This is a genomic window from Alkalicoccobacillus porphyridii, assembly GCF_007293315.1.
In the GTDB taxonomy this organism is placed as follows: Bacteria; Bacillota; Bacilli; order Bacillales; family Bacillaceae_D; genus Alkalicoccobacillus; species Alkalicoccobacillus porphyridii.
This window is the reverse complement of sequence record NZ_VLXZ01000018.1, coordinates 28,890-55,505: the sequence shown is the minus strand read 5'-3', so window position 1 is coordinate 55,505 and position 26,616 is coordinate 28,890. Positions and strand designations below refer to the sequence as shown.

Genomic DNA, 26,616 nt, shown 5'->3' with positions numbered 1-26,616 from the left:
AGCGCTTTGGCTCTTAGTAAAACGGTCATGATTCTTGGTAACTCCTCGGAACGTCTTGGAGAAGCGCTTTGGCTCTTAGTAAAACAGTCATGATTTTGGTAACTCCTCGGAACATCTTGGAGAAGCGCTTTGGCTCTTGGTAAAACGGCCATGTTTCTTGGTAACCCTCTGAACCATCTTGGAAAAGCGTCTCGGCACTTAGTAAAACGGACGTGTATCTAAGTAACCCTCGAACCACCTCCGCCCATGATAAAGCAGTCGCCTTTCGTGATAACTCCCCACCCCCCTCTCAATGCTAGAGGAGATTGACACATTTTCCTTGACATGCTAGGATAAAAGAGTATGTGTACCAAAATACGTATTATTGCTAGATCTCATAGGATCTATCAGTAGAATTGCTAGATATAAGACATAGCGAATCCGCACTGAAAAAGAGTATGACGCTTGGTAAGGCGTTCGTCAGGACCATACATAAAGCGGTTCTTTTTTTGTTTGTGGATATGTAAGCATTGACAAGCTGTTGAATAGATAAGCGGTAGGATGACAATAATTGATTGGTGCTGGAGGTGTTTGTATGGCTGAGAAATCAAAGAATTTGGGTAGTTTTTTTCAAAGTGTTGGACAAGAGATGAAGCGTGTTAGCTGGCCTACTCGTAAGGAGCTTACGCGATACACTTTAGTGGTACTTGCAACCGTTGCAATTATGACGGTCTTTTTTGCCATTGTTGATCTTGGAATTTCAGAGCTAGTTCGCCTGCTGTAACAGCCTGATTTGTACAGGCGATTTTAATACCTTGCGCATGGAAGATTGAAAGGAGGCGAATAGGACTAACTAGTCCTAGCCACAATGGAGAAAAATTGGTATGTAGTCCATACGTATTCAGGATACGAAAACAAAGTGAAAGCTAATCTTGAAAAACGTGTAGAGTCCATGGACATGACAGATAAGATCTTCCGTGTACTTGTTCCTGTAGAAGAAGAAACGGAAACGAAAAATGGTAAGACAAAAACAGTAACAAGAAAGGTGTTCCCAGGCTATGTATTGGTTGAACTAATCATGACCGATGACTCATGGTATGTGGTTCGAAATACTCCGGGTGTCACTGGATTTGTTGGATCTGCTGGAGCGGGTTCTAAACCAACTGCGCTGCTTCCTGATGAAGTAGAAAGCATTTTAAAGCAAATGGGTGTAGAGCAGCCTAAGGCGGAGATTGATTTTGATATTAAAGAATCTGTGAAAGTCAAAGCAGGTCCTTTTGCGAATTTCGTTGGTACGATCGAAGAAATTCAGGGCGAGAAACAGAAGCTGAAGGTTCATGTGAACATGTTTGGTCGTGAGACGCCGGTTGAGCTTGATTTTAACCAAGTCGAAAAGATTTAATAAATGACTTGATATCTCACGTCGAAGGTGATAGAATTTTCATGTTTGATATGGTTTGATAACATGAGCCATCGGGTGCGCGAGTGCATCCGTTTTTTGAGTGGGAGGATGAAAATCATCCGGATAACCACATCACGGACTTAAGGAGGTGTGTCACGTGGCTAAAAAGGTAATTAAAATGGTTAAATTGCAAATTCCTGCTGGGAAAGCGAATCCAGCTCCGCCGGTTGGTCCTGCATTAGGTCAAGCAGGTGTGAACATTATGGGATTCTGTAAAGAATTTAATGCTCGTACTTCTGATCAAGCTGGTCTAATTATTCCTGTTGAGATTACGGTGTTTGAGGATCGTTCGTTTACGTTCATCACTAAAACTCCGCCTGCAGCAGTATTGCTTAAGAAAGCAGCTGGAATCGAGTCTGGTTCTGGAGAGCCGAACCGAAATAAAGTTGCAACTGTTAAGCGTGATAAAGTGCGCGAGATTGCTGAGACTAAGATGCCAGATCTTAACGCTGCAAGCGTTGAATCTGCAATGCTTATGGTTGAAGGAACTGCTCGTAGCATGGGAATTACGATCGAAGACTAATTGTTCCGTTTACTGGAGGTTGCGACTAGAGGTTAAGTCCTCTTACCTGTTAGACAGGGCGCAACCTTCTGTAGTGGGAGGACTATCCGTTAAAACCACAATTGAGGAGGAAATATTCATGGCTAAAAAAGGCAAAAAGTATCAAGAAGCGCTGAAGTTGGTTGATAAAGACACGTCTTATTCTCCGGCAGAGGCTATTGAACTTGTTAAGAAAACAGCAACAGCTAAATTTGACGAATCTGTTGAAGTAGCTGTACGTCTTGGAGTAGACCCGAAGAAAGCGGACCAACAAATCCGTGGAGCGGTTGTACTACCAAACGGTACAGGTAAAACACAACGTGTGCTTGTATTTGCTAAAGGTGATAAAGCGAAGGAAGCAGAAGCTGCTGGCGCTGACTATGTTGGAGAAGAGGATTTCATCAACAAGATCAACCAAGGTTGGTTCGAGTTTGACGTAATCGTTGCAACTCCAGACATGATGGCTCAAGTAGGTAAGCTTGGTCGTGTGCTTGGACCTAAAGGTCTTATGCCAAACCCGAAAACAGGTACTGTTACATTTGATGTAACGAAAGCTGTTAACGAAATCAAAGCTGGTAAAGTAGAGTACCGTGTTGAAAAATCCGGTAACGTCCACGTGCCAATTGGTAAAGTGTCATTTGAAGATGACAAGCTTGTTGAGAACTTCAAGACAATCATTGATACATTGCTAAAAGCAAAGCCTAGCGCTGCTAAAGGTACGTATATGCGTAACGTAGCCATTGCATCTACAATGGGTCCTGGAATTCGCGTGAACGTTTCATCTCTTTCTAAATAAACGTTGACAACAAGGGTGTTCATCTGTATACTTCTTGGAGTGTGCAATGAACGCACAAACAAAATGATTATACCGTAGACAGCAGGGGCTTTTGAGCTTAATATCCTGCCGAGGTAAGCGATAGATTCTTCTAAATGGAATCCATACGCCCTCATGTCTGCATGAGGGCTTTTTATATGCTTATGCGCGGTGTAAACAAACATATGATCAGGAGGTGTAATGTATGAGCAAAATCATCGATGCTAAGAAACAGGTTGTTTCTGATATCGCTACTAAGCTACGTGAAAGCCAGTCTACAGTTGTTGTTGACTATCGCGGATTAACGGTAGCTCAGGTAACGGATCTTCGTAAGCAACTGCGTGACGCTGGAGTTGAATTCAAGGTTTACAAGAACTCAATGACTCGTCGTGCAACTGCTGAGACGGAACTTACTGCTCTTGATGAGCAGCTTGTAGGTCCTACTGCAATTGCATTCAGTAAAGAAGACGTTATTGCTCCTGCTAAGATTCTTAACGAATTCGCTAAGAAAAACGAAGCGTTAGAAATCAAAGCTGGTGTAATCGAAGGTCAGGTGGCTTCTCTTGAGCAAATCAAGGCGCTTGCTGAGCTTCCATCTCGTGATGGACTTCTTTCTATGCTTCTTAGTGTGCTTCAAGCACCAGTACGTAACTTTGCACTTGCTACAAAAGCAGTTGCAGACCAAAAGGAAGAGCAAGGTGCTTAATACCGTTGCTTGCTAACCATAATTAAACAACCAAAGGTGAAAACCTATAAAACAAGGAGGATTTACAAATGACTAAAACGCATGAAGAAATCATTGGTGCAATCAAAGAAATGACAGTACTTGAACTTAACGATCTTGTAAAAGCTATTGAAGAAGAATTCGGTGTTACTGCTGCTGCTCCTGTAGCTGCTGCTGGTGCTGGTGGTGGCGAAGCTGCTGCTGAGCAAACTGAATTTGATGTTATTCTTGAATCTGCTGGTGGTTCTAAAATCAACGTAATCAAAGCAGTTCGTGAAGTAACTGGCCTTGGTCTTAAAGAAGCGAAAGCACTAGTTGACGGTGCTCCAGCTCCAATTAAAGAAGGTGTTTCTCAAGACGACGCTAACGAAATCAAAGCTAAGCTTGAAGAAGCAGGAGCTTCTGTAGAAGTTAAGTAATCTAGCTAAATAAGAAAAGGCTCGCGCCGTAGCGAGTCTTTTTTTGTCCATAGGCATAGGAATGGAGGGTCACGATGTCTGAACACTATTATTCAAAGAAGCCAGGCGTGCAAAGTGATCAAAAAACGTGGAAGGCGCAATTGCGTGGTCACACAATGAACCTCACCTCAGATAGTGGGGTCTTTTCTAAGCATGAAGTAGATTTTGGGAGTAAAACGCTGATTGAGCACTTTCGCTTCCCTGAGACAGAGGGAGATCTACTTGATGTGGGCTGTGGCTACGGCCCAATTGGGTTAACGCTTGCTAAAGAGGATTCTGAACGTCTAGTTCATCTGATCGATGTAAATGAGAGGGCTTGTACATTAGCCCGAATGAATGCACGACAGAATCGAATAGAAAATGTTGTTGTGTATGAAAGTGATGAATTTGAGCATGTAACACATCGAGATTACGCGGCCATTGTTACCAATCCGCCGATCCGTGCAGGCAAAAAAGTAGTATTTTCATTATATGAACAGGCACACGCTCATTTAAAAGCCGGTGGCGAGCTTTGGGTTGTTATTCAAAAAAAACAAGGGGCTCCTTCAACACTGGATAAACTGGGTCAACTCTTTGATGAAGTAGAGACCGTAGAAAAAAACAAAGGATATTTTATTATCCGCGCAAGAAAAAATTGACTCATGATTGACCTTGTGGTATTATCATTTAATGCGTACAATTGCCTATTTTTCTAGTTGAGGACTGAAGAAACACTGTTTTAGGAAGAATATAGCCTATTAATTTTGGCTATACTGCTATAATCAGTTTCGTCTAAAAAAGTAGTTTGATTGTAAAGTGAGGTCAGTTTTTTTGAACAATGGTTATTCAAACTTCAAAGTAAGATGTTTGAGTTGCCTTTTTTAGATACTATAACGCGAGATTTAAGGGGTGAATCAGTTGGCAGGACAACTAATTCAGTATGGACGTCACCGCCAGCGTAGAAGCTACGCGAGAATCAATGAGGTATTGGAACTTCCTAACTTAATTGAAATTCAAACGGCTTCCTACCAATGGTTTCTTGATGTAGGGTTGCGTGAAATGTTTCAGGACATTTCTCCGATCCAGGATTTCACAGGTAATTTGGTTTTGGAGTTTATTGACTACAGTCTGGGAGAACCGAAGTACCCTGTAGAGGAGTCAAAAGAACGTGATGTAACGTTTGCTGCTCCACTACGTGTGAAGGTTCGTTTGATTAACAAGGAAACAGGTGAAGTGAAAGAGCAGGAAGTATTTATGGGTGACTTCCCTCTTATGACAGATACCGGTACGTTTGTCATTAATGGGGCAGAGCGGGTTATTGTTTCACAGCTGGTTCGTTCCCCAAGCGTATATTACAGTCAGAAAACTGACAAAAACGGAAAAAAAGGCTTTACCGCCACTGTAATCCCGAACCGTGGAGCATGGCTTGAGCTTGAAACGGATGCGAAAGATATTGTTTACGTCCGGATAGACCGCACAAGAAAGATACCAGTGACGGTTCTTTTGCGTGCCCTTGGATTTGGTTCCGATCAGGAGATGGTTGATCTTCTTGGTGAGAACGAATATCTGCGTAATTCTTTAGAAAAAGACAATACCGACAGTACGGAAAAAGCACTACTTGAAATTTATGAGCGTTTACGCCCTGGTGAGCCGCCAACGGTTGAAAATGCGAAGAGTCTTCTTGATTCTCGTTTCTTTGATCCGAAGCGCTATGATCTAGCGAATGTTGGACGTTACAAAATGAATAAAAAGCTTCACATTAAAAACCGTCTCTTTAATCAACGTTTAGCAGAGACTCTTATAGACCCTGACACAGGTGAAATTTTAGCTGAAGAGGGGACCGTCCTTGACCGTCGTACATTAGACAGAATTATTCCTTACCTTGAGAATAATGTTGGCTTCAAAAAGGTCTATGTATCTGGCGGAGTGATTGATGATGAGGACGTTACAATTCAATCGGTTAAGATTTACGCACCAAGCGACCGTGAAGGTGAGCAAGTGATTGATGTCATCGGAAATGGTATGGTTGAGCGTGATGTGAAGCACATTGCACCGTCTGATATTATTTCAGCCATCAGCTACTTCTTTAACCTACTTCATGGAGTAGGGGACACAGATGATATTGACCACCTTGGTAATCGTCGTTTGCGTTCAGTAGGGGAGCTTCTGCAGAACCAGTTCCGTATTGGTTTATCTCGTATGGAGCGTGTGGTTCGTGAGAGAATGTCAATCCAAGATCCGAATATGATTACGCCACAAGCGCTAATTAATATTCGTCCAGTGATTGCATCTATTAAAGAGTTCTTTGGTAGTTCTCAGCTTTCTCAGTTCATGGACCAAACGAATCCACTAGCTGAGTTAACGCATAAGCGTAGACTCTCTGCATTAGGACCAGGTGGACTTACTCGTGAGCGTGCAGGCTTTGAAGTGCGTGACGTTCACTACTCTCACTACGGTCGTATGTGTCCAATTGAGACGCCAGAGGGACCAAACATTGGATTAATTAACTCATTGTCTTCCTATGCGAAGGTAAATGAATTTGGCTTTATGGAAACTCCATATCGTCGTATAGATCCTGAGACAGGTTTAGTAACTGCTCAGATTGATTATCTAACTGCGGATGAAGAGGACAATTATGTTGTAGCACAGGCAAATGCGAAGCTTACAGACGATGGTGCATTTGTAGATGACAATATTATTGCTCGTTTCCGTGGAGAAAATACAGTGGTTGCTCGCGAACGTTTAGATTATATGGATGTATCACCTAAACAAGTAGTATCAGCAGCGACATCGTGTATTCCTTTCTTAGAAAATGATGACTCCAACCGTGCCCTAATGGGTGCGAACATGCAGCGTCAAGCGGTACCACTACTTGTACCGGAGTCGCCAATTGTTGGAACAGGTATGGAGCATGTATCGGCGAGAGATTCTGGTGCGGCTGTTGTATCTAAGTATCGTGGAGAAGTGGAACGCGTAACAGCAAAAGAAATCTGGGTTCGTCGTATTGAAGAAGTAGATGGTAAGGATGTTAAGGGTGACCTTGATAAGTACCGCCTGCAGAAATTCATTCGTTCAAACCAAGGAACAAGCTATAACCAACGTCCAATTGTTGCTGAAGGTGACATCGTAGACAAACGTGAAATCCTTGCTGATGGACCATCTATGGAAAAAGGCGAAATGGCCCTAGGCCGTAACGTTATGGTTGGTTTCATGACATGGGAAGGATACAACTACGAGGATGCGATTATCCTAAGTGAACGTCTGGTGAAAGATGATGTGTATACATCTATTCATATTGAAGAATATGAATCTGATGCCAGAGATACGAAGCTTGGGCCAGAAGAAATTACACGTGATATTCCAAACGTAGGGGAAGATGCACTACGTAACTTGGATGAGCGTGGAATCATTCGCACGGGTGCTGAAGTTAAGGACGGAGATATTTTAGTTGGTAAGGTTACGCCTAAGGGAGTAACGGAATTAACTGCTGAAGAACGTCTACTTCATGCAATCTTTGGTGAAAAAGCACGTGAAGTACGTGATACTTCTCTACGTGCACCACATGGTGGCGATGGAATTGTCCTTGATGTGAAGATCTTTAATCGTGAAGATGGCGATGAGCTACCTCCAGGTGTGAATCAGCTAGTACGTGTCTATATCGTACAAAAGCGTAAGATTCATGAAGGGGATAAGATGGCTGGACGTCACGGAAACAAAGGTGTTATCTCTCGTATTCTACCTGAGGAAGATATGCCGTTTTTACCAGACGGGACACCAATCGACATTATGTTAAACCCACTTGGGGTACCTTCTCGTATGAACATCGGACAAGTGCTTGAGCTTCATTTAGGAATGGCAGCTCGTAAGCTTGGTATTCATGTAGCATCTCCAGTATTTGATGGTGCTCGTGAGGAAGATGTTTGGGGAACGCTTGAAGAAGCGGGTATGGCTCGTGATGGTAAAACGGTCCTTTACGACGGACGCACAGGTGAACCATTTGATAACCGTATCTCTGTAGGTATTATGTATATGATCAAACTGGCACACATGGTTGATGATAAGCTTCACGCTCGTTCAACCGGACCTTATTCACTTGTAACGCAACAGCCATTGGGTGGTAAAGCCCAATTCGGTGGACAGCGTTTCGGGGAGATGGAGGTTTGGGCACTTGAAGCGTACGGTGCTGCTTACACACTTCAGGAAATCCTGACTGTGAAATCGGATGATGTAGTGGGTCGTGTAAAAACATACGAAGCGATTGTAAAAGGTGAGAATGTTCCTGAACCAGGCGTTCCAGAGTCCTTTAAAGTATTAATTAAAGAGCTTCAATCACTTGGTATGGATGTAAAAATGCTCTCAAGCAACGAAGAAGAGATTGAAATGAGAGAGCTTGATGATGAGGAAGAACAAGGAAACGATAAGCTGAATTTGAACTTTGAGCCTAGTGCCACAAAGGCGTAAAGAATAGCATGAGCAACCGGGAAGGCAGAACCTTCCCTGTTGCTTTCATTTTCTGCTTGATCTGCAGTGATAAAGTGAAAAGATAACAGATACGGAAATCAAAAGGGAGGTTGACCCCTTGCTAGATGTTAATAATTTCGAGTATATGAAAATAGGCCTTGCATCACCTAATAAGATCCGCTCATGGTCTAGAGGTGAAGTGAAAAAGCCCGAAACGATTAATTACCGCACACTAAAGCCTGAGAAGGACGGTTTGTTCTGTGAACGAATTTTTGGTCCAACAAAGGATTGGGAATGTCATTGCGGTAAGTATAAGCGTGTCCGTTATAAAGGCGTAGTGTGTGATCGTTGTGGTGTGGAAGTTACACGTGCAAAGGTCCGTCGTGAGCGTATGGGTCACATCGAGCTTGCTGCTCCTGTGTCGCATATTTGGTACTTTAAAGGTATTCCGAGTCGTATGGGATTAGTTCTTGATATGTCTCCACGTTCTTTGGAGGAAGTCATCTATTTTGCTTCATATGTAGTGACTGATCCAGGTGACACACCTTTAGAAAAGAAACAATTGCTCTCTGAGAAAGAATATAGAGCGTATTACGATAAATACGGTCGTGGTTTCACGGCTCAAATGGGTGCAGAGGCGATTCGTAAACTTTTAGCTGACATTGACCTTCAAAAAGAAGTAGATGCACTAAAAGAAGAGCTTGTTACAGCCCAAGGTCAACGTCGCACACGTGCGATTAAGCGTCTAGAAGTACTTGAAGCTTTCCGCCACTCCGGTAATGAGCCGTCTTGGATGGTGCTTGATGTTCTTCCGGTTATTCCACCGGAGCTTCGTCCGATGGTACAGCTAGATGGTGGTCGTTTTGCAACGTCTGACTTGAACGATTTATATCGTCGAGTGATTAACCGTAACAATCGCTTGAAGCGTCTTCTTGATCTTGGAGCACCAAACATTATCGTTCAAAACGAAAAACGTATGCTTCAGGAAGCGGTAGATGCCTTGATTGATAATGGTCGTCGTGGTCGTCCGGTAACGGGACCAGGTAACCGTCCATTAAAGTCTCTTTCGCACATGCTAAAAGGTAAACAAGGTCGTTTCCGTCAGAACTTACTAGGAAAACGTGTTGACTACTCTGGTCGTTCCGTTATCGTAGTAGGACCTCACTTAAAGATGTATCAGTGTGGTTTACCAAAAGAGATGGCTCTTGAGCTATTTAAGCCTTTTGTTATGAAAGAGCTTGTGAGCAAAGGCTTAGCGCATAATATTAAGAGTGCAAAGCGTAAAGTAGAACGTATTCAACCTGAGGTGTGGGATGTACTTGAAGAAGTCATTCGCGAGCATCCAGTTCTATTAAACCGTGCACCTACGCTTCACCGTCTTGGAATTCAAGCGTTTGAACCAATCCTTGTTGAAGGACGCGCAATTAAGCTACACCCTCTCGTATGTACAGCATACAATGCTGACTTTGATGGTGACCAAATGGCTGTTCACGTTCCGTTATCTGCAGAGGCTCAAGCTGAAGCTCGTATTCTGATGCTTGCAGCACAGAACATCCTGAACCCGAAGGACGGAAAACCAGTTGTTACGCCTTCACAGGATATGGTACTTGGTAACTACTACCTAACTCTTGAGCGTGCTGATGCAAAAGGGCAAGGTTCAACGTTTAAAGATACAAATGAAGCCATTATCGCTTATCAGAATGGGTATGTTCATCTGCACACACGTGTAGCTGTTCCGGTTTCCTCACTAGGAAAATCGAACTTTACTGAAGAGCAAAATAAAATGCTTATGCTAACAACAGTTGGTAAGCTGATTTTTAACGAAATTCTGCCTGATTCGTTCCCGTACATGAACGAACCAACAGATTATAATCTTTCTGTTGCAACACCGGAAAAGTATCTTGTACCAAGCTCAACCGATGTGAAGAAGGAGCTACTTGAACGTGATGTTGTTCTTCCGTTTAAGAAAGGTTTCTTAGGAAACATCATTGCAGAGGTATTTAAGATCTTTAAGATTACAGAAACCTCTAAGATGCTTGACCGTATGAAGGATCTTGGATTTAAGTATTCTACTAAAGCTGGGATTACAGTAGGGGTAGCTGATATCGTTGTTCTTGCAGAGAAAAAAGTGATTCTTGCTGAAGCCGAAGAAAAAGTAGAGCGTATCTTAAAACAATTCCGTCGTGGTCTAATCACAGAGGAAGAGCGTTATGATCGTGTGATCTCCATTTGGAGTGAAGCGAAGGATGTTATCCAAGATAAACTAATGGGTACATTAGATCGCAGTAACCCAATCTTCATGATGAGTGATTCTGGAGCTCGTGGTAACGCATCAAACTTTACACAGCTTGCTGGTATGCGTGGTTTGATGGCGAACCCATCTGGACGTATCATTGAGCTTCCAATCAAATCAAGTTTCCGTGAGGGTCTGACGGTTCTTGAGTACTTTATCTCTACTCACGGTGCACGTAAAGGTCTTGCCGATACCGCACTTAAAACTGCCGATTCAGGTTACCTAACTCGTCGTCTAGTTGATGTAGCACAGGATGTCATCGTTCGTGAAGACGATTGTGGTACAGATCGTGGACTTCAGGTTCAAGCAATTAAAGAAGGTAACGAAGTGATTGAAGGGCTTTACGATCGTCTTGTAGGTCGTGTGGCATTCAAAACCGTTCGTCACCCTGAAACAAATGAAGTTCTTGTTGGTAAGAACGGTCTAATTGGTGAAGATACAGCGAAGGTCATCGTTGATGCTGATATTGAAGCGGTCACGATTCGCTCGGTATTCACATGTAATACACGCCATGGTGTGTGTAAGAAGTGTTACGGTCGTAACCTGGCAACAGGAAGCGATGTTGAAGTAGGGGAAGCAGTAGGAATCATCGCTGCCCAATCTATCGGTGAGCCAGGAACACAGCTTACCATGCGTACCTTCCACACAGGTGGGGTTGCCGGAGACGACATCACACAAGGTCTTCCGCGTATCCAAGAACTATTTGAAGCCCGTAATCCAAAAGGGCAAGCGGTTATTTCTGAAGTCGACGGTGAAGTCATTGACTTCAAGGATGGCGATAAACGTGAAATCACAGTTAAAAGCTCTCTTGAAAGCAAAGCGTATGCCATTCCTTATGGCTCACGTATAAAAGTTTCAGTCGGAGATACCGTTGTAGCTGGAGAACCTCTAACAGAAGGTTCGATTGATCCGAAAGAGCTTCTTAAGGTTAAAGGTATGAATGGAGTACAGGAGTATCTTCTTAAAGAAGTTCAAAAGGTTTATCGTATGCAAGGGGTAGAAATCGGCGACAAACACGTTGAAGTAATGGTACGTCAAATGCTTCGTAAGATCCGTGTGGTTGATTCCGGAGATACCAAAGTTCTACCAGGTGCTTTAATTGAAATCCAGAAGTTTAATGATGAAAACACTAGTGTTCTCATCAACGGTGAAAATCCTGCAACAGGACGTCCGGTACTACTAGGTATTACAAAAGCATCTCTTGAAACGGATTCCTTCCTATCTGCTGCATCCTTCCAGGAGACAACTCGTGTCCTAACTGATGCTGCGATTAAAGGAAAACGTGATGAGCTTCTTGGTCTTAAAGAGAATGTCATCATTGGTAAGCTGATCCCAGCTGGAACGGGTATGCAGCGCTACCGTAATTTAAGCATCCATTCTGAGCATACAAAGCAGACACCTGAAGCACAGGCAGAAGCAATGCTCGAAGAAATGATTTCACAGGAATAAAAAATGGAACTAGTGGTTGACACTCATATATCAGGGTGATAAGATATCAAAGTGTGCCTGAAGCCCTTTTGCTTTGGAGGATAACAAATGTCTTATGAAAAAGTAGAACAGGGATTACATCCATTTATTGGTTTGAAACAGACACTTAAAGCGTTAGATGAGGACTTGGTTAGTGAACTGGTTGTTGCCAGCGATGCTGAAACCCGAGTTGTCAGTCAGGCTGAGCAAAAAGCTCAGGCTAAACGCATTCCGATTGTATATGTCGACTCAATGAGAGAGCTTGGAAAAGCTTGCGGCATTGATGTCGGTGCAGCCACTGTTGCGTTAAGGAAGTAATATAATGTTTTTGCCGATCGGTGTCTTCCGTTTGGCAAAAACATTACTTTTGCCTAAACATGAACCACCAGGATCAGTGGTCTTATTTTAGAGGGAAGGGGGATCATCATGCCTACTATTAATCAGTTAATCCGTAAAGGTCGTGAAGCAAAAGGGAAAAAGTCTGACTCTCCAGCGCTTAACAAAGGATTTAACAGCTTTAAGAAAGCCCAAACAAATGTATCATCACCACAAAAACGTGGGGTGTGCACACGTGTGGGTACAATGACACCGAAGAAGCCGAACTCGGCCCTTCGTAAATATGCTCGTGTACGTTTGACTAATGGAATCGAGGTAACAGCTTACATTCCAGGGATTGGTCACAATCTTCAAGAGCACAGTGTTGTACTAATTCGTGGTGGACGTGTGAAAGACTTACCGGGTGTACGTTATCACATCGTTCGTGGTGCACTTGATACAGCTGGTGTACAAAACCGTATGCAAGGTCGTTCTAAATACGGTACGAAAAAGCCAAAAGAGAAGAAGTAATAGATATTCACTTAATATTTGAAAGGAGGGGAAACTATGCCTCGTAAAGGTCCAGTCCCACGTCGTGATGTATTACCAGATCCGATTTACAATTCTAAGCTTGTAACCCGTCTAATTAACCGTATCATGGTTGACGGAAAGAGAGGAATTGCTCAAACCATTCTTTATAATGCGTTTGATACAGTGAAGGAACGCAGCGGTAACGACCCTATGGAAGTATTCGATCAAGCTCTTAAAAACATCATGCCAGTTCTTGAAGTTAAAGCTCGCCGTGTTGGTGGAACAAACTATCAAGTACCAATTGAAGTTAAGCCTGAGCGTCGTACTACTTTAGGTCTACGCTGGTTGGTAAACTATGCACGTCTTCGCGGAGAGAAAACCATGGAAGAGCGTCTTGCTAATGAAATTCTAGATGCTGCTAACAACACTGGTTCTGCTGTTAAGAAACGCGAAGATACGCATAAGATGGCTGAAGCAAACAAAGCGTTTGCTCACTATCGTTGGTAAGATCTATATAAGAAACTATCAATCAAAAAGCAGGGCGGAAACACTCTTGCTTTTTGATATTATCTAACCGTTGAGGAAGGAGAAATACCCTATGGCAAGAGAGTTCTCCTTAAAAGATACGCGTAATATCGGTATCATGGCTCATATTGATGCTGGTAAAACAACTGCAACTGAGCGTATCCTGTTTTACACAGGTCGTGTTCATAAGATTGGTGAAACTCACGAAGGTGCTTCTCAAATGGACTGGATGGCGCAAGAGCAAGAGCGTGGAATTACAATCACGTCTGCTGCGACAACAGCTCAGTGGAAAGGCCATCGTATTAACATCATCGATACACCAGGACACGTAGACTTCACAGTTGAGGTTGAACGTTCACTTCGCGTATTGGATGGGGCTGTTGCGGTTCTAGATGCCCAGTCGGGTGTTGAACCACAAACAGAAACTGTATGGCGTCAAGCAACAACATATGGTGTTCCTCGTGTTGTATTCGTCAATAAGATGGATAAAACAGGTGCGGACTTCATGTATTCTGTTGGAACACTTCGTGACCGTTTGCAAGCAAATGCACATCCAATTCAGCTACCAATTGGTGCTGAAGATGATTTCACAGGAATCATTGACCTAATTGAAATGGAAGCACATATCTACAAAGATGACCTTGGTAAGGAATGGGAAACAACTGAAATTCCTGCTGAGTATAAAGAACAAGCTGAGAAGCTTAACGAATCATTAATCGAAGCAGTAGCTGAGCTTGATGAAGAGTTAACGCTTAAATATCTTGAAGGTGAAGAGATTTCTAAGGAAGAATTAAAGGCGGCTATCCGTACTGCAACATGTAATGTTGAATTCTACCCTGTAATCTGTGGATCTGCATTTAAGAACAAAGGGGTTCAGCTTATGCTGGATGCTGTTCTTGCATACCTACCATCACCTCTTGATGTACGTGCGATCACAGGACACATTCCTGATTCTGAAGAAGAAGTGACTCGTGAGCCTGGTGACGATCAGCCGTTCTCTGCACTAGCATTTAAAGTAATGACGGATCCTTATGTTGGTAAGCTAACATTCTTCCGTGTTTACTCTGGTACGCTTGATTCTGGTTCTTATGTTAAGAACTCAACAAAAGACAAGCGTGAGCGTGTAGGTCGTATCCTACAAATGCACGCAAACTCACGTGAGGAAATCTCTACGGTTTACTCTGGTGATATTGCTGCTGCTGTAGGTCTTAAAGATACGACAACTGGTGATACACTTTGTGATGAGAAGAACCTTGTTATTTTAGAATCAATGGACTTCCCTGAGCCAGTTATTCACCTTTCTGTTGAGCCAAAGTCTAAAGCTGACCAAGATAAGATGGGTATGGCATTAGCTAAGCTTGCAGAAGAAGATCCAACATTCAAAACGCACACAGATGAAGAAACGGGTCAAACAATCATCGGTGGTATGGGTGAACTTCACCTTGATATCATTGTTGACCGTATGAGACGTGAATTCAAAGTTGAAGCGAATGTTGGTGCACCTCAAGTTTCATATCGTGAAACGATTCGTCAATCTGCTCAGGTTGAAGGAAAGTTTGTTCGTCAGTCTGGTGGACGCGGACAGTTTGGTCACGTATGGGTTGAGTTCTCTCCTAACGAAGAGGGCGCAGGCTTTGAATTTGAGAATGGAATTGTTGGTGGGGTAGTTCCTCGTGAATACGTACCAGCCGTTCAAGCAGGTATTGAAGAAGCACTTGATAACGGTATGATTGCTGGCTTCCCGGTTATCGATATTAAAGCTCGTCTTTATGACGGTTCTTACCATGATGTCGATTCCAACGAGATGGCCTTTAAGATTGCTGCATCAATGGCTTTGAAAAATGCTAAAACCAAGTGTAACCCGGTTCTACTTGAGCCACTTATGAAGGTAGAGATTGTTGTACCTGAAGAGTACATGGGTGACATTATGGGTGACGTTACAGCTCGTCGTGGCCGTGTAGAAGGTATGGAAGCTCGTGGTAATGCTCAGACTGTTAAAGCATTTGTTCCACTTGCTGAAATGTTTGGATATGCGACTTCGCTTCGTTCTCGTACACAAGGTCGCGGAACATATTCTATGTTCTTTGATCACTACGAAGAAGTTCCTAAGAGCGTAGCTGCAGAAATTATTAAGAAACAAACAGGAGAGTAATCATTCTGGATTGTTTCTGAAACTGTTTTGTTGTAAGCTAAGATTGGTGTATAACCCTAATAGGGAGTTCCATCTATTTTAGTGAAAAATAAATGAATTGTTCAATTAAAGGGAGGAAATGAATCATGGGTAAAGAAAAATTCGATCGTTCCAAAACACATGCCAATATTGGTACTATTGGACACGTTGACCATGGTAAAACGACATTAACTGCTGCAATTACAACTGTACTTGCAAAGCGTTCTGGTAAAGGTCAAGCAATGGCGTATGACGCTATTGATGGTGCTCCAGAAGAGCGTGAGCGTGGAATCACAATTTCTACTGCACACGTTGAGTATGAAACTGATTCTCGTCACTATGCACACGTTGACTGCCCAGGACACGCTGACTATGTTAAAAACATGATCACTGGTGCTGCACAAATGGACGGAGGAATCCTAGTAGTATCTGCTGCTGACGGTCCAATGCCACAAACTCGTGAGCACATCCTACTTTCTCGTAACGTAGGTGTACCTGCACTTGTTGTATTCCTAAACAAATGTGACATGGTAGACGACGAAGAGCTTCTTGAGCTTGTAGAAATGGAAGTACGTGATCTTCTTTCTGAGTATGACTTCCCTGGTGATGACGTTCCAGTTATCCAAGGTTCTGCTCTTAAAGCCCTTCAAGGTGATGCAGATTACGAAGAAAAAATCGTTGAGCTTATGAACGCTGTAGATGAGTACATTCCTACTCCTCCGCGTGACACTGAAAAGCCATTCATGATGCCTGTTGAGGACGTATTCTCAATCACTGGTCGTGGTACAGTTGCGACTGGTCGTGTAGAGCGTGGTCAACTTAACGTTGGTGACGAAATCGAAATCATCGGTATTGCTGAAGAAGCTAAGAAAACAACTGTTACAGGAGTTGAGATGTTCCGTAAGCTTCTTGACTATGCTGAAGCTGGTGACAACATTGGAGCACTACTTCGTGGTGTATCTCGTGATGATATCCAACGTGGACAAGTACTTGCTAAGCCAGGTACAATCACTCCACACACAAACTTCACTGCAGAAGTTTATGTACTATCTAAAGATGAGGGTGGACGTCACACTCCATTCTTCACAAACTACCGTCCGCAGTTCTACTTCCGTACAACTGACGTAACTGGTGTTGTTCATCTTCCAGAAGGTACTGAAATGGTTATGCCTGGTGATAACACTGAAATGACTGTAGAGCTTATCTCTCCAATCGCGATTGAAGAGGGAACTCGTTTCTCTATCCGTGAGGGTGGACGTACAGTTGGATCTGGTGTTGTAGCTACAATCCAGAAGTAATTGTTGATTAAAAGCACTCCATTAATGGGGTGCTTTTTTTGATGTGCTATGAGTCTTCGTTGGAAAGAGTCATAAGAACAAAGAAGCGATTAAGATGAAAGTGATAGATTTCATTTTTAGGTGAAAATGATAATGTCGTAAAGCGATAGTGGAAGAATCTTGTGTTGTTTCTTCGGCTGCCGCTCCCGAAAATGGGGGCATGTTTACAGTGGGAAGGTAATGAGATAAATCGATGGAGTCGATTTATCTTAATGAACCCTTTCATTTCGCAGGTGTCGCTCACCGTTTTCGTCCGCTTGTTTGGATAGGTACTAGCATCAGTGTTTTTAGTATCTCTTGAGAGTATGTTTTCTCACGCCGCGCATGGAAAATGCGCGATAATAGGTAGGGTATGCGCGAAAAAAAGTAGAATGCGCGAAAAACATTACGTCATGCGCGGAAAGATCAAGCTAGTGCGCAAAAAAAACGAAAATGCGCTTAATTCATCATGTGAAGCGCGAAAAAGCAAAGTGCGTGCGCGGAAGCCAATCAATTTAAATAGGAATATTGATTGTCAAAATCAATTGTCTGATTGGGAACATACATGGAAGGAGAAAACGAAGCTCCATCGGGACAGCATATCCAGACCTACCAGTATGAATCTCATCATTCTACCTCACTCTCAAAACATACTAATCGCAGTCCATTCACCCAAATCTATCTCCCACAAAAAAACAATTCATCTCCCTACCATTTACCCGCACTAACACTCTAACCAAAAAAACTCAAAAAACCTTTGTCTATCAACAAATTTCTTTTTAAAAAACCTTGCAATTCATCGTCTGGGTCATTATAATAGTAGAAGTGTGCCCGAAGTGTATCTATATATTTATAGGTATAACAATCACTTAGTTGATGATGAGGGTCAGCAATGACATCGATGATGCGGAAGGTTGCTGATACACCCGGCCCCTTTGCCATGGCAGGGTGTAGGAAATTTTCGCGGAGTATGTCTGTTTATCAAAATGGACGAAAAAGGAGGGGCTATAATGGCAAAGCAAAAGATTCGCATTCGTTTAAAAGCGTATGACCACCGTGTGTTAGACCAGTCAGCAGAGAAAATCGTAGAAACGGCAAAACGTTCAGGTGCAAGTGTATCAGGACCGATTCCGCTTCCGACTGAAAGATCAGTGTACACGGTTCTTCGTGCTGTGCATAAGTACAAGGATTCTCGTGAGCAGTTCGAGATGCGTACTCACAAACGTTTGATTGATATTGTGAATCCAACACCACAAACTGTTGATGCACTTATGCGTTTAGACTTACCGTCTGGCGTTGATATCGAAATCAAGCTTTAATTTTTACCTGCTTTTAAGCAGCAATAGCTGCTCTTGATAAAATGGCAAACAATAAATTAACTATTAATATAGGAGGTGTCACGGATGACCAAAGGAATCTTAGGTAGAAAAATCGGTATGACTCAGGTATTTGCTGAGAATGGCGAAGTCATCCCAGTAACAGTAATTGAAGCTGAACCAAACGTGGTTCTGCAAAAGAAAACAGTTGACTCTGATGGTTACGAAGCAATCCAACTTGGATTCGCTGACCAGAAGAAGAACAACACTACAAAACCGTCGGAAGGGCATGCAGCAAAAGCTCAAACGACTCCTAAGCGCTACATCAAGGAAATCCGTAACGTTACTCTAGATGACTATGAAGTCGGACAAGAGCTTAGCGTAACAACTTTTGCAGAAGGCGATATTGTTGATGTAACCGGTACTTCAAAAGGGAAAGGGTTCCAAGGTGCTATTAAGCGTCATAACCAATCCCGCGGACCAATGTCACACGGTTCACGTTATCACCGTCGCCCGGGTTCAATGGGTCCAGTTGCTCCAAACCGTGTATTCAAAGGAAAACTTCTTCCTGGACGTATGGGTGGAGAAACAAAAACGATTCAGAACCTTGAAATCGTAAAAGTAGACGCTGAACGTAATCTTCTTCTTGTAAAAGGAAATGTTCCTGGAGCTAAGAAAAGCTACGTATCTATTCAGTCCGGAGTAAAAGCTAACTAATCGATCTATAGAAGAAAGGAGGCCACATCATGCCGAAAGTTACAGTATTTAACCAAACTGGTTCAGAAGTTGGCGATATTGAGCTAGCTGATTCCGTTTTTGGAATTGAGCCAAATGAGAGTGTGTTACATGACGCTGTTGTGATGCAGCAAGCATCGCTACGTCAAGGTACTCATAAAACTAAAGGACGTTCTGAAGTACGCGGAGGCGGACGTAAACCATGGCGCCAAAAGGGTACAGGTCGTGCCCGTCAAGGTTCAATCCGTTCACCACAATGGGTAGGCGGTGGAGTTGTCTTTGGACCAACACCACGCAGCTACAGCTTCAAGCTTCCTAAAAAAGTTCGTCGCCTAGCAATCAAATCTGCACTATCTAGCAAAGTACAGGCAGCTGAAGTTGTTGTACTTGAGGATCTGCAATTTGATGCAGCAAAAACAAAAGAAATGGCAGCTGTACTATCTGGACTTTCTATCGCTTCTAAAGCGCTTGTTGTAGTTTCTGATTACAACGAGAATGTAGAACTGTCTAGCCGTAACCTGCCTAACGTCACTGTTTTAACTGCTGATTCTGTCAACGTTCTTGATGTGCTTAAGCACGACAAGCTTGTTTTGACTAAAGCGGCTGTTGAAAAGGTAGAGGAGGTGCTTGCATAATGTCAAACGCTCGCGATATCATTAAGCGCCCTATTATTACAGAACGTTCAACTGATCTGATGGAAGATAAGAAATACACGTTTGAAGTAGATGTTCGTGCGAACAAAACTCAAATTAAATCAGCTGTTGAAGAGATTTTTGAAGTAAAGGTATCAAACGTAAATACTATTAACTCCAAAGGGAAGTCAAAACGCTTCGGACGTTATACTGGCTATACGGCACGCCGTAAGAAAGCCATCGTAACTCTAACGTCTGAAAGCAAAGAAATCGACTTCTTTGAAGAGTAAGATCAACAAAGAAGGAGGGAACTAAGATGGCCATTAAAAAGTACAAACCAACCAGTGCCGGTCGCCGTGGAATGTCTGTATCAGACTTCGCTGAGCTGACCACTGATAAGCCTGAAAAGTCATTACTTGCCCCTTTACACAAAAAAGGCGGACGTAATAACCAAGGTAAATTGACTGTACGTCATCAAGGTGGCGGACACAAACGTCAATACCGTATTATTGATTTCAAACGTAACAAAGATGGAATTCCAGGACGCGTTGCTACAATCGAGTACGATCCAAACCGTTCTGCTAACATCGCACTACTTCATTATGCTGATGGTGAAAAACGCTACATTTTAGCTCCAAAAGGACTAAAAGTTGGAACAGTTGTAGAGTCTGGTACAGAGGCTGACATCAAAGTTGGTAACACTCTTCCACTTAGCAACATTCCAGTAGGTACAATCATTCACAACATCGAGCTTCGTCCTGGTAAAGGCGGACAGCTTGTTCGTTCAGCTGGTGCAGAAGCACAGCTTTTAGGTAAAGAAGGACAATATGTTCTTGTTCGCTTAAATTCTGGTGAAACTCGTTACATCCTATCTACTTGCCGCGCTACAATCGGTCAAGTTGGAAACCTAGAGCACGAGCTTGTGAACATTGGTAAAGCTGGTCGTTCACGCTGGTTAGGTAAACGTCCTACGGTTCGTGGATCTGTAATGAACCCGAACGATCACCCACACGGTGGTGGTGAAGGTAGATCTCCAATCGGACGTAAGTCTCCAATGTCTCCATGGGGTAAACCAACTCTTGGATACAAAACTCGTAAAAAGAACAATCCTACTGACAAGTACATCGTACGTCGTCGTAAAAAATAACGAGATATGGCTTCGGTTCTCAAGCCTGAGGGCCGGTCGCCAATCGCGGAGGGAGGTAATCCAATGAGCCGTAGTTTAAAAAAGGGACCTTTCGTTGATGGTCACCTAATGAAAAAAGTAGAAGCGCAAAACGAAACGAATGATAAGAAGGTTATCAAGACATGGTCTCGTCGTTCTACGATCTTTCCTGATTTCGTCGGTCATACGTTTGCAATCTATGATGGTCGTAAGCACGTACCGGTATACGTTTCTGAAGATATGGTAGGTCACAAACTTGGTGAATTCGCACCAAGCCGTACTTACAAAGGTCACGCTGCTGACGACAAAAAAACAAGACGTTAAGGATTGAAGAGAGGAGGTTAAGACCATGCAAGCTAAAGCTGTTGCAAAACAAATTCGTATTGCTCCTCGTAAAGTGCGTTTGGTTATAGATTTGATTCGTGGCAAAGATGTTGGAGAAGCAGTGGCGATTCTTCGTCACACTCCAAAAGCTGCCTCGCCGGTAGTTGAAAAGCTTCTGAATTCAGCTATTGCTAACGCAGAACACAATTACGAGATGGAGCCTAATAATTTAGTTATTAGTGAAGCCTTTGTTGATGAAGGTGTAACTCTTAAACGTTTCCGCCCACGTGCAATGGGACGTGCAAGCAAAATTAACAAGCGTAGTAGTCATATTACGATTGTAGTTACTGAAAAGAAGGAGGGATAACGCATGGGTCAAAAAATTAATCCAATCGGTCTTCGTGTTGGTGTTATTCGTGACTGGGAGTCTAAATGGTACGCTGAAAAAGACTATGCAAACCTACTTCACGAAGATATCGAGATCCGTAAATATGTAGAAAACCGTTTGAAAGAAGCATCCGTTTCTAAAGTTGAAATTGAGCGTGCTGCGAATCGTGTAAACATTACGATCTCAACTGCTAAGCCAGGAATGGTTATTGGTAAGGGTGGATCTGAGGTTGAAGCACTTCGTAAAGCTCTTAATGATATCACTGGAAAACGTGTGCACATTAACATCTTTGAAATCAAGCAAGCTGATCTTGATGCGAAGCTTGTAGCTGAAAACATTGCTCGTCAATTAGAAAACCGTATTTCTTTCCGTCGTGCGATGAAACAATCTATCCAACGCACTATGCGTTCTGGAGCAAAAGGAATTAAAACGCAAGTATCTGGCCGTCTAGGTGGAGCAGATATCGCGCGTGCTGAGCATTACAACGAAGGAACAGTTCCACTTCATACTCTTCGTGCTGATATCGATTATGGAACAGCAGAAGCAGATACTACTTATGGTAAAATCGGTGTGAAAATCTGGATTTACCGTGGTGAAGTCCTTCCAACGAAAGGAACTAAAAAAGAGGAAGGAGGCAACTAATCATGTTATTACCTAAACGTGTGAAATATCGTCGCGAACATCGCGGAAAAATGCGCGGTCGTGCTAAAGGCGGTACGGAAGTTCATTTTGGGGAGTACGGCTTACAAGCTACTGAAGCTTCATGGGTGACTAACCGTCAAATCGAAGCAGCTCGTATTGCAATGACTCGTTACATGAAACGTGGTGGTAAGGTTTGGATTAAGATTTTCCCTTCTAAGCCATACACTGCAAAGCCTTTAGAAGTTCGAATGGGTTCTGGTAAAGGGGCACCTGAAGGATGGGTTGCTGTTGTGAAACCAGGTAAGATTATGTTTGAGATTTCTGGAGTATCTGAAGAAGTAGCTCGGGAAGCGTTACGTCTTGCCTCTCACAAATTACCGCTTAAATGTAAGTTTGTAAAACGTGAAGAACTGGGTGGTGACGCAAATGAAAGCTAATGATATCCGTAACTTAACCACTGCTGAAATTGAACAACAGACGCAAACATTGAAAGAGGAGCTTTTTAACCTTCGCTTTCAACTAGCAACTGGTCAACTTGACAATCCAGCCCGTATCCGTGAGGTACGTAAAGGTATTGCTCGTACAAAGACCGTTTTGCGTGAGCGTGAGCTTGGAATTAATAACGGCTAAAGAGGAGGTTTGCTTAATGGAACGCAACCAGCGTAAAGTATATCAAGGTCGCGTTGTTTCCGACAAAATGGATAAAACCATTACGGTCCTTGTTGAAACATACAAAAAAGATCGTTTGTACGGAAAACGTGTGAAATACTCTAAGAAATTTAAAGCCCATGATGAAGAAAACACTGCTAAAATCGGTGATGTTGTAAAGATCATGGAAACTCGTCCACTTTCTAAGGACAAACGTTTTCGTCTAATTGAAATCGTAGAAGAAGCGGTAATCATCTAATAGAAGCTCTTGATTTGAAGGGAGGTAAACTCATATGATTCAACAGGAATCCCGTTTAAAGGTTGCAGATAACTCTGGTGCTCGTGAAGTGCTTTGCATTAAAGTACTAGGCGGATCAGGACGCAAAACAGCTAACATTGGTGATGTCATTGTTTGTTCAGTAAAACAAGCAACACCAGGTGGCGTTGTCAAAAAAGGTGAAGTAGTTAAAGCCGTTATCGTACGTTCTAAAACAGGTGCTCGTCGTTCTGATGGTTCATACATCAAATTTGATGAGAACGCAGCTGTTATTGTACGTGATGATAAAAGCCCACGCGGAACTCGTATCTTTGGACCAGTTGCTCGTGAACTTCGTGATAATCAATTCATGAAGATCGTTTCTCTTGCTCCAGAAGTTCTGTAAGTAACGATTGAAGGTAAGATCCAAGGAGGTGCAAATATGTCAAACATGCATGTCAAAAAAGGTGATACAGTCATTGTGATCGCTGGTAAAGACAAAGGTAAGCAAGGAGTTGTGCTTGAAGCTTTTCCTAAGAAGAGTCGTGTGCTTGTTGAAGGTGTAAACCTAGTAAAGAAGCATGCGAAACCATCTCAGGATAATCCGCAAGGCGGCATCCTTAACCAGGAAGCATCTATTCACTCATCGAACGTGATGCACGTAGATCCTAAATCAGGAGAGCGCACACGAATCGGATATAAAGAAGAGAATGGCAAAAAAGTACGGGTTGCAAAACGCTCTGGTGAAGTGCTAGATAAGTAATCAACACGTTTGAAAGGAGGCCCTTTAAATGAGTCGTTTAAAAGAAAAATACTCTCAGGAAATTGCTCCATCACTAGTTGAGAAGTTCAAATACAGCTCAACGATGGCGGTTCCGAAACTAGATAAAATCGTTATTAACATGGGTGTTGGTGAAGCCGTATCAAATGCAAAAGCACTTGATAAAGCAGTTGAAGAATTAACTGAAATTGCTGGTCAAAAGCCAGTCATCACAAAAGCTAAGAAATCAATCGCAGGCTTTAAGCTTCGTGAAGGTATGCCGATCGGTGCTAAAGTAACACTTCGTGGTCAGCGTATGTACGATTTCCTTGATAAATTAGTTAGTGTTTCACTTCCACGTGTTCGTGATTTCCGCGGAATTTCAAAGAAAGCCTTTGATGGTCGCGGTAACTACACTCTTGGTGTTAAAGAACAACTAATTTTCCCTGAAATTAACTACGATAAAGTAGATAAAGTACGCGGAATGGATATTGTTATCGTTACGACTGCTCAGTCAGATGAGGAAGCACGTGAATTGCTAACTCAAATGGGTATGCCGTTTCAAAAGTAAGATAAGTCTTCTTGAATAGGAGGGAACACATTGGCAAAAAAATCAATGATTGCAAAGCAAAAGCGTACTCCTAAGTACAAAGTGCAGGAGTATACTCGTTGTAAAAATTGCGGACGTCCTCACTCAGTGTATAAGAAATTTAAACTTTGCCGTATTTGCTTTAAAGAATACGCTTATAAAGGTCAAATTCCTGGCGTCAAAAAAGCAAGCTGGTAATACCAAGAACGGGAAGGAGGTAATTAAACATGGTTATGACAGATCCTATCGCAGATATGCTTACTCGTATTCGTAATGCTAATCTAGTACGTCACGAGAAGCTTGAGCTGCCTGCATCAACTATTAAAAAAGAGATTGCCGACATTTTAAAGCGTGAAGGTTTCATTCGCGACTTTGAATATATCGAAGACAACAAACAAGGTGTGATTCGTATTTTCCTTAAATACGGTTCGACTAACGAGCGTGTAATCACTGGCCTTAAACGTATCAGCAAACCAGGACTTCGTGTCTACGCTAAATCAGGGGAGCTTCCTCGTGTACTTGGCGGACTTGGTATTGCGCTTGTATCAACATCAAAAGGTGTTATGACAGACAAAGACGCTCGTCAGCAACAAGTCGGTGGAGAAGTACTGGCTTACGTTTGGTAAGAGTGGATTTGAATCGAATGGAGGTGTAATGTATGTCCCGAGTTGGTAGAAAACCAATTGAAGTTCCTGGTGATGTTACAGTTACACTAGAAGGTACTTTTATTAAAGTTAAAGGTCCTAAAGGTGAACTGAGCCGTGATTTGCACCCGGACATTAAAGTAAATATTGAAGAAAAAGAAATTACGGTTGAGCGTCCTTCTGATCACAAAGAGCACCGCGCTCTTCATGGTACAACACGCAGCTTGATCAACAACATGGTTGAAGGTGTTACAAAAGGCTTCGAACGTGGACTTGAGCTTGTAGGTGTTGGTTACCGTGCATCTAAATCAGGACAAAAACTAGTTCTTAATGTTGGGTACTCTCACCCGGTTGAGATCGTACCAGCTGATGGTATTGAAATTGATGTTCCTTCAAATACAAAAGTAGTTATTAAAGGAATCGATAAGCAGGCAGTTGGAGCACTTGCTTCTAACATCCGTGCTGTTCGCCTACCTGAGCCGTACAAAGGTAAAGGAATTCGCTACGAAGGTGAAAATGTTCGCCGCAAAGAAGGAAAAACTGGTAAATAATTAATTAGCTAGCGAAAGGAATGACGTTCAATGATTACGAAGCCGAATAAGAATCAGGCACGTAAGAAAAGACATGCTCATGTTCGTCGTGCCATCACTGGTACTGCAGAGCGTCCACGTCTTAACGTTTTCCGTTCTTCTAAACACATTTATGCTCAATTGATTGATGATGTAAATGGTGTTACTTTAGCTCAAGCTTCTTCACTAGATAAAGAGCTTGGTCTTGAGAACGGTGCGAACAAAGAAGCAGCTGAAAAAGTTGGTTCCCTAGTAGCAAAACGTGCAGTGGATAAAGGACATGAAACAATCGTTTTTGACCGTGGTGGATACATTTATCACGGACGTGTAGCAACACTTGCAGATGCAGCGCGCGAGGCTGGTCTGAAATTCTAAGAACAGATAAGGAGGGAAAATAAATGCGTCGTATTGACCCTAATACGTTAGAACTTGAAGAAAAAGTCGTTACGGTTAACCGTGTAGCGAAAGTAGTAAAAGGCGGACGTCGTTTTCGTTTTGCTGCATTGGTTGTAGTTGGCGATAAAAACGGACACGTAGGTTTTGGAATGGGTAAAGCTCAGGAGGTTCCTGAAGCAATCCGTAAAGCTGTTGAGGACGCAAAAAAGAACCTTATTGAGGTTCCGATTGTAGGTACAACACTTCCTCACCAAATTCTAGGACACTTCGGAGCAGGTCGCGTACTTCTTAAACCAGCATCTGAGGGTACTGGAGTTATCGCTGGTGGTCCTGTTCGTGCAGTACTTGACCTTGCTGGTGTAGGCGATATCCTATCTAAATCATTGGGATCTAACAACCCAATCAATATGGTACGTGCTACAATCCAAGGCTTGTCAAACCTAAAACGTGCTGAAGAAGTTGCAAAGCTTCGTGGCAAATCCGTAGAAGAACTCTTAGGATAAGGAGGGATATTTAA

33 protein-coding genes and 1 other annotated feature are annotated in these 26,616 nt (G+C 42.7%); all 33 genes read left to right on the top strand.

The genetic code is table 11. The features are described 5' to 3' along the window. Positions 1-574 precede the first annotated feature (574 nt). Positions 575-763, top strand: coding sequence for a preprotein translocase subunit SecE (secE, locus tag FN960_RS19435; RefSeq protein WP_143850539.1), 189 nt, complete (start codon positions 575-577; stop codon positions 761-763). Positions 764-847: 84 nt separating this feature from the next. Then, on the top strand, positions 848-1,381 hold the full coding sequence (gene nusG, locus FN960_RS19430) for a transcription termination/antitermination protein NusG (RefSeq protein WP_143850538.1): 534 nt from the start codon (positions 848-850) through the stop codon (positions 1,379-1,381). A 157-nt stretch (positions 1,382-1,538) separates the two neighbouring features. Continuing rightward, on the top strand, positions 1,539-1,964 hold the full coding sequence (rplK, locus tag FN960_RS19425; protein WP_143850537.1) for a 50S ribosomal protein L11: 426 nt from the start codon (positions 1,539-1,541) through the stop codon (positions 1,962-1,964). A 73-nt stretch (positions 1,965-2,037) separates the two neighbouring features. Then, complete coding sequence (rplA, locus tag FN960_RS19420) at positions 2,038-2,778, top strand: 50S ribosomal protein L1 (protein ID WP_308419957.1); 741 nt, start codon at positions 2,038-2,040, stop codon at positions 2,776-2,778. 54 nt (positions 2,779-2,832) lie between these two features. Then, positions 2,833-2,962: a sequence feature (ribosomal protein L10 leader region), on the top strand. A gap of 39 nt (positions 2,963-3,001) precedes the next feature. Further along, the gene (rplJ, locus tag FN960_RS19415) at positions 3,002-3,502 is read left to right on the top strand and encodes a 50S ribosomal protein L10 (protein ID WP_143850535.1); all 501 of its coding nucleotides are present in this window, start codon (positions 3,002-3,004) and stop codon (positions 3,500-3,502) included. Positions 3,503-3,570: 68 nt separating this feature from the next. Further along, the gene (rplL, locus tag FN960_RS19410; RefSeq protein ID WP_143850534.1) at positions 3,571-3,939 is read left to right on the top strand and encodes a 50S ribosomal protein L7/L12; all 369 of its coding nucleotides are present in this window, start codon (positions 3,571-3,573) and stop codon (positions 3,937-3,939) included. Between the two features lie 74 nt (positions 3,940-4,013). Further along, a complete protein-coding gene (locus tag FN960_RS19405) occupies positions 4,014-4,616 on the top strand; it encodes a class I SAM-dependent methyltransferase (protein WP_143850533.1) in 603 nt (200 codons plus the stop codon). Positions 4,617-4,875: 259 nt separating this feature from the next. Further along, a complete protein-coding gene (rpoB, locus tag FN960_RS19400) occupies positions 4,876-8,418 on the top strand; it encodes a DNA-directed RNA polymerase subunit beta (RefSeq protein ID WP_143850532.1) in 3,543 nt (1,180 codons plus the stop codon). Positions 8,419-8,536: 118 nt separating this feature from the next. Next, complete coding sequence (gene rpoC, locus FN960_RS19395; protein WP_143850531.1) at positions 8,537-12,160, top strand: DNA-directed RNA polymerase subunit beta'; 3,624 nt, start codon at positions 8,537-8,539, stop codon at positions 12,158-12,160. Between the two features lie 87 nt (positions 12,161-12,247). Next, positions 12,248-12,496: a 50S ribosomal protein L7ae-like protein gene (locus tag FN960_RS19390; RefSeq protein WP_143850530.1), complete on the top strand. Its 249-nt coding sequence runs from the start codon at positions 12,248-12,250 to the stop codon at positions 12,494-12,496. 108 nt (positions 12,497-12,604) lie between these two features. Further along, positions 12,605-13,024, top strand: a complete 420-nt coding sequence (rpsL, locus tag FN960_RS19385; RefSeq protein ID WP_143850529.1) for a 30S ribosomal protein S12 — start codon at positions 12,605-12,607, stop codon at positions 13,022-13,024. 36 nt (positions 13,025-13,060) lie between these two features. Continuing rightward, positions 13,061-13,531, top strand: a complete 471-nt coding sequence (rpsG, locus tag FN960_RS19380) for a 30S ribosomal protein S7 (protein ID WP_143850528.1) — start codon at positions 13,061-13,063, stop codon at positions 13,529-13,531. A gap of 91 nt (positions 13,532-13,622) precedes the next feature. Then, positions 13,623-15,701 carry an elongation factor G gene (fusA, locus tag FN960_RS19375; RefSeq protein WP_143850527.1) on the top strand — a complete coding sequence of 693 codons (2,079 nt, stop codon included), beginning with the start codon at positions 13,623-13,625 and terminating at the stop codon, positions 15,699-15,701. A gap of 125 nt (positions 15,702-15,826) precedes the next feature. Further along, positions 15,827-17,017: an elongation factor Tu gene (tuf, locus tag FN960_RS19370; RefSeq protein WP_143850526.1), complete on the top strand. Its 1,191-nt coding sequence runs from the start codon at positions 15,827-15,829 to the stop codon at positions 17,015-17,017. Between the two features lie 1,028 nt (positions 17,018-18,045). Next, entirely contained in the window at positions 18,046-18,354 is a 309-nt protein-coding gene (rpsJ, locus tag FN960_RS19365) for a 30S ribosomal protein S10 (protein ID WP_143850525.1), read from the top strand. Positions 18,355-18,438: 84 nt separating this feature from the next. After that, positions 18,439-19,068 (top strand): 50S ribosomal protein L3, encoded by a 630-nt coding sequence (gene rplC, locus FN960_RS19360; RefSeq protein WP_143850524.1) that lies wholly within the window; start codon positions 18,439-18,441, stop codon positions 19,066-19,068. 29 nt (positions 19,069-19,097) lie between these two features. Next, positions 19,098-19,721: a 50S ribosomal protein L4 gene (gene rplD, locus FN960_RS19355; RefSeq protein ID WP_143850523.1), complete on the top strand. Its 624-nt coding sequence runs from the start codon at positions 19,098-19,100 to the stop codon at positions 19,719-19,721. Then, complete coding sequence (rplW, locus tag FN960_RS19350; RefSeq protein WP_143850522.1) at positions 19,721-20,008, top strand: 50S ribosomal protein L23; 288 nt, start codon at positions 19,721-19,723, stop codon at positions 20,006-20,008. Before rplD ends, rplW begins: the two co-directional genes overlap by 1 nt. A 26-nt stretch (positions 20,009-20,034) precedes the next feature. Further along, positions 20,035-20,865, top strand: a complete 831-nt coding sequence (gene rplB, locus FN960_RS19345) for a 50S ribosomal protein L2 (protein WP_143850521.1) — start codon at positions 20,035-20,037, stop codon at positions 20,863-20,865. A gap of 63 nt (positions 20,866-20,928) precedes the next feature. Further along, positions 20,929-21,207: a 30S ribosomal protein S19 gene (gene rpsS / locus FN960_RS19340; protein ID WP_143850520.1), complete on the top strand. Its 279-nt coding sequence runs from the start codon at positions 20,929-20,931 to the stop codon at positions 21,205-21,207. Positions 21,208-21,232: 25 nt separating this feature from the next. After that, on the top strand, positions 21,233-21,574 hold the full coding sequence (rplV, locus tag FN960_RS19335; protein WP_143850519.1) for a 50S ribosomal protein L22: 342 nt from the start codon (positions 21,233-21,235) through the stop codon (positions 21,572-21,574). Between the two features lie 3 nt (positions 21,575-21,577). Next, the gene (gene rpsC, locus FN960_RS19330) at positions 21,578-22,237 is read left to right on the top strand and encodes a 30S ribosomal protein S3 (protein WP_143850518.1); all 660 of its coding nucleotides are present in this window, start codon (positions 21,578-21,580) and stop codon (positions 22,235-22,237) included. A gap of 2 nt (positions 22,238-22,239) precedes the next feature. Then, complete coding sequence (gene rplP, locus FN960_RS19325; protein WP_143850517.1) at positions 22,240-22,674, top strand: 50S ribosomal protein L16; 435 nt, start codon at positions 22,240-22,242, stop codon at positions 22,672-22,674. Beyond that, the gene (gene rpmC, locus FN960_RS19320; protein ID WP_143850516.1) at positions 22,664-22,867 is read left to right on the top strand and encodes a 50S ribosomal protein L29; all 204 of its coding nucleotides are present in this window, start codon (positions 22,664-22,666) and stop codon (positions 22,865-22,867) included. The genes rplP and rpmC overlap by 11 nt, the downstream gene beginning before the upstream one ends. A gap of 16 nt (positions 22,868-22,883) precedes the next feature. After that, on the top strand, positions 22,884-23,144 hold the full coding sequence (gene rpsQ, locus FN960_RS19315; RefSeq protein WP_143850515.1) for a 30S ribosomal protein S17: 261 nt from the start codon (positions 22,884-22,886) through the stop codon (positions 23,142-23,144). A gap of 34 nt (positions 23,145-23,178) precedes the next feature. Next, positions 23,179-23,547, top strand: a complete 369-nt coding sequence (gene rplN, locus FN960_RS19310; protein ID WP_143850514.1) for a 50S ribosomal protein L14 — start codon at positions 23,179-23,181, stop codon at positions 23,545-23,547. Between the two features lie 45 nt (positions 23,548-23,592). Next, positions 23,593-23,904 (top strand): 50S ribosomal protein L24, encoded by a 312-nt coding sequence (rplX, locus tag FN960_RS19305; protein ID WP_143850540.1) that lies wholly within the window; start codon positions 23,593-23,595, stop codon positions 23,902-23,904. A gap of 28 nt (positions 23,905-23,932) precedes the next feature. After that, entirely contained in the window at positions 23,933-24,472 is a 540-nt protein-coding gene (rplE, locus tag FN960_RS19300) for a 50S ribosomal protein L5 (protein ID WP_143850513.1), read from the top strand. Positions 24,473-24,502: 30 nt separating this feature from the next. Further along, positions 24,503-24,688: a type Z 30S ribosomal protein S14 gene (locus FN960_RS19295; RefSeq protein ID WP_143850512.1), complete on the top strand. Its 186-nt coding sequence runs from the start codon at positions 24,503-24,505 to the stop codon at positions 24,686-24,688. A 29-nt stretch (positions 24,689-24,717) separates the two neighbouring features. After that, positions 24,718-25,116, top strand: a complete 399-nt coding sequence (gene rpsH / locus FN960_RS19290; protein WP_143850511.1) for a 30S ribosomal protein S8 — start codon at positions 24,718-24,720, stop codon at positions 25,114-25,116. Positions 25,117-25,148: 32 nt separating this feature from the next. Then, the gene (gene rplF, locus FN960_RS19285; RefSeq protein WP_143850510.1) at positions 25,149-25,685 is read left to right on the top strand and encodes a 50S ribosomal protein L6; all 537 of its coding nucleotides are present in this window, start codon (positions 25,149-25,151) and stop codon (positions 25,683-25,685) included. Positions 25,686-25,715: 30 nt separating this feature from the next. After that, entirely contained in the window at positions 25,716-26,078 is a 363-nt protein-coding gene (rplR, locus tag FN960_RS19280) for a 50S ribosomal protein L18 (protein WP_143850509.1), read from the top strand. Between the two features lie 23 nt (positions 26,079-26,101). Then, complete coding sequence (gene rpsE, locus FN960_RS19275) at positions 26,102-26,602, top strand: 30S ribosomal protein S5 (RefSeq protein ID WP_143850508.1); 501 nt, start codon at positions 26,102-26,104, stop codon at positions 26,600-26,602. The last annotated feature ends 14 nt before the right edge of the window (positions 26,603-26,616 follow it).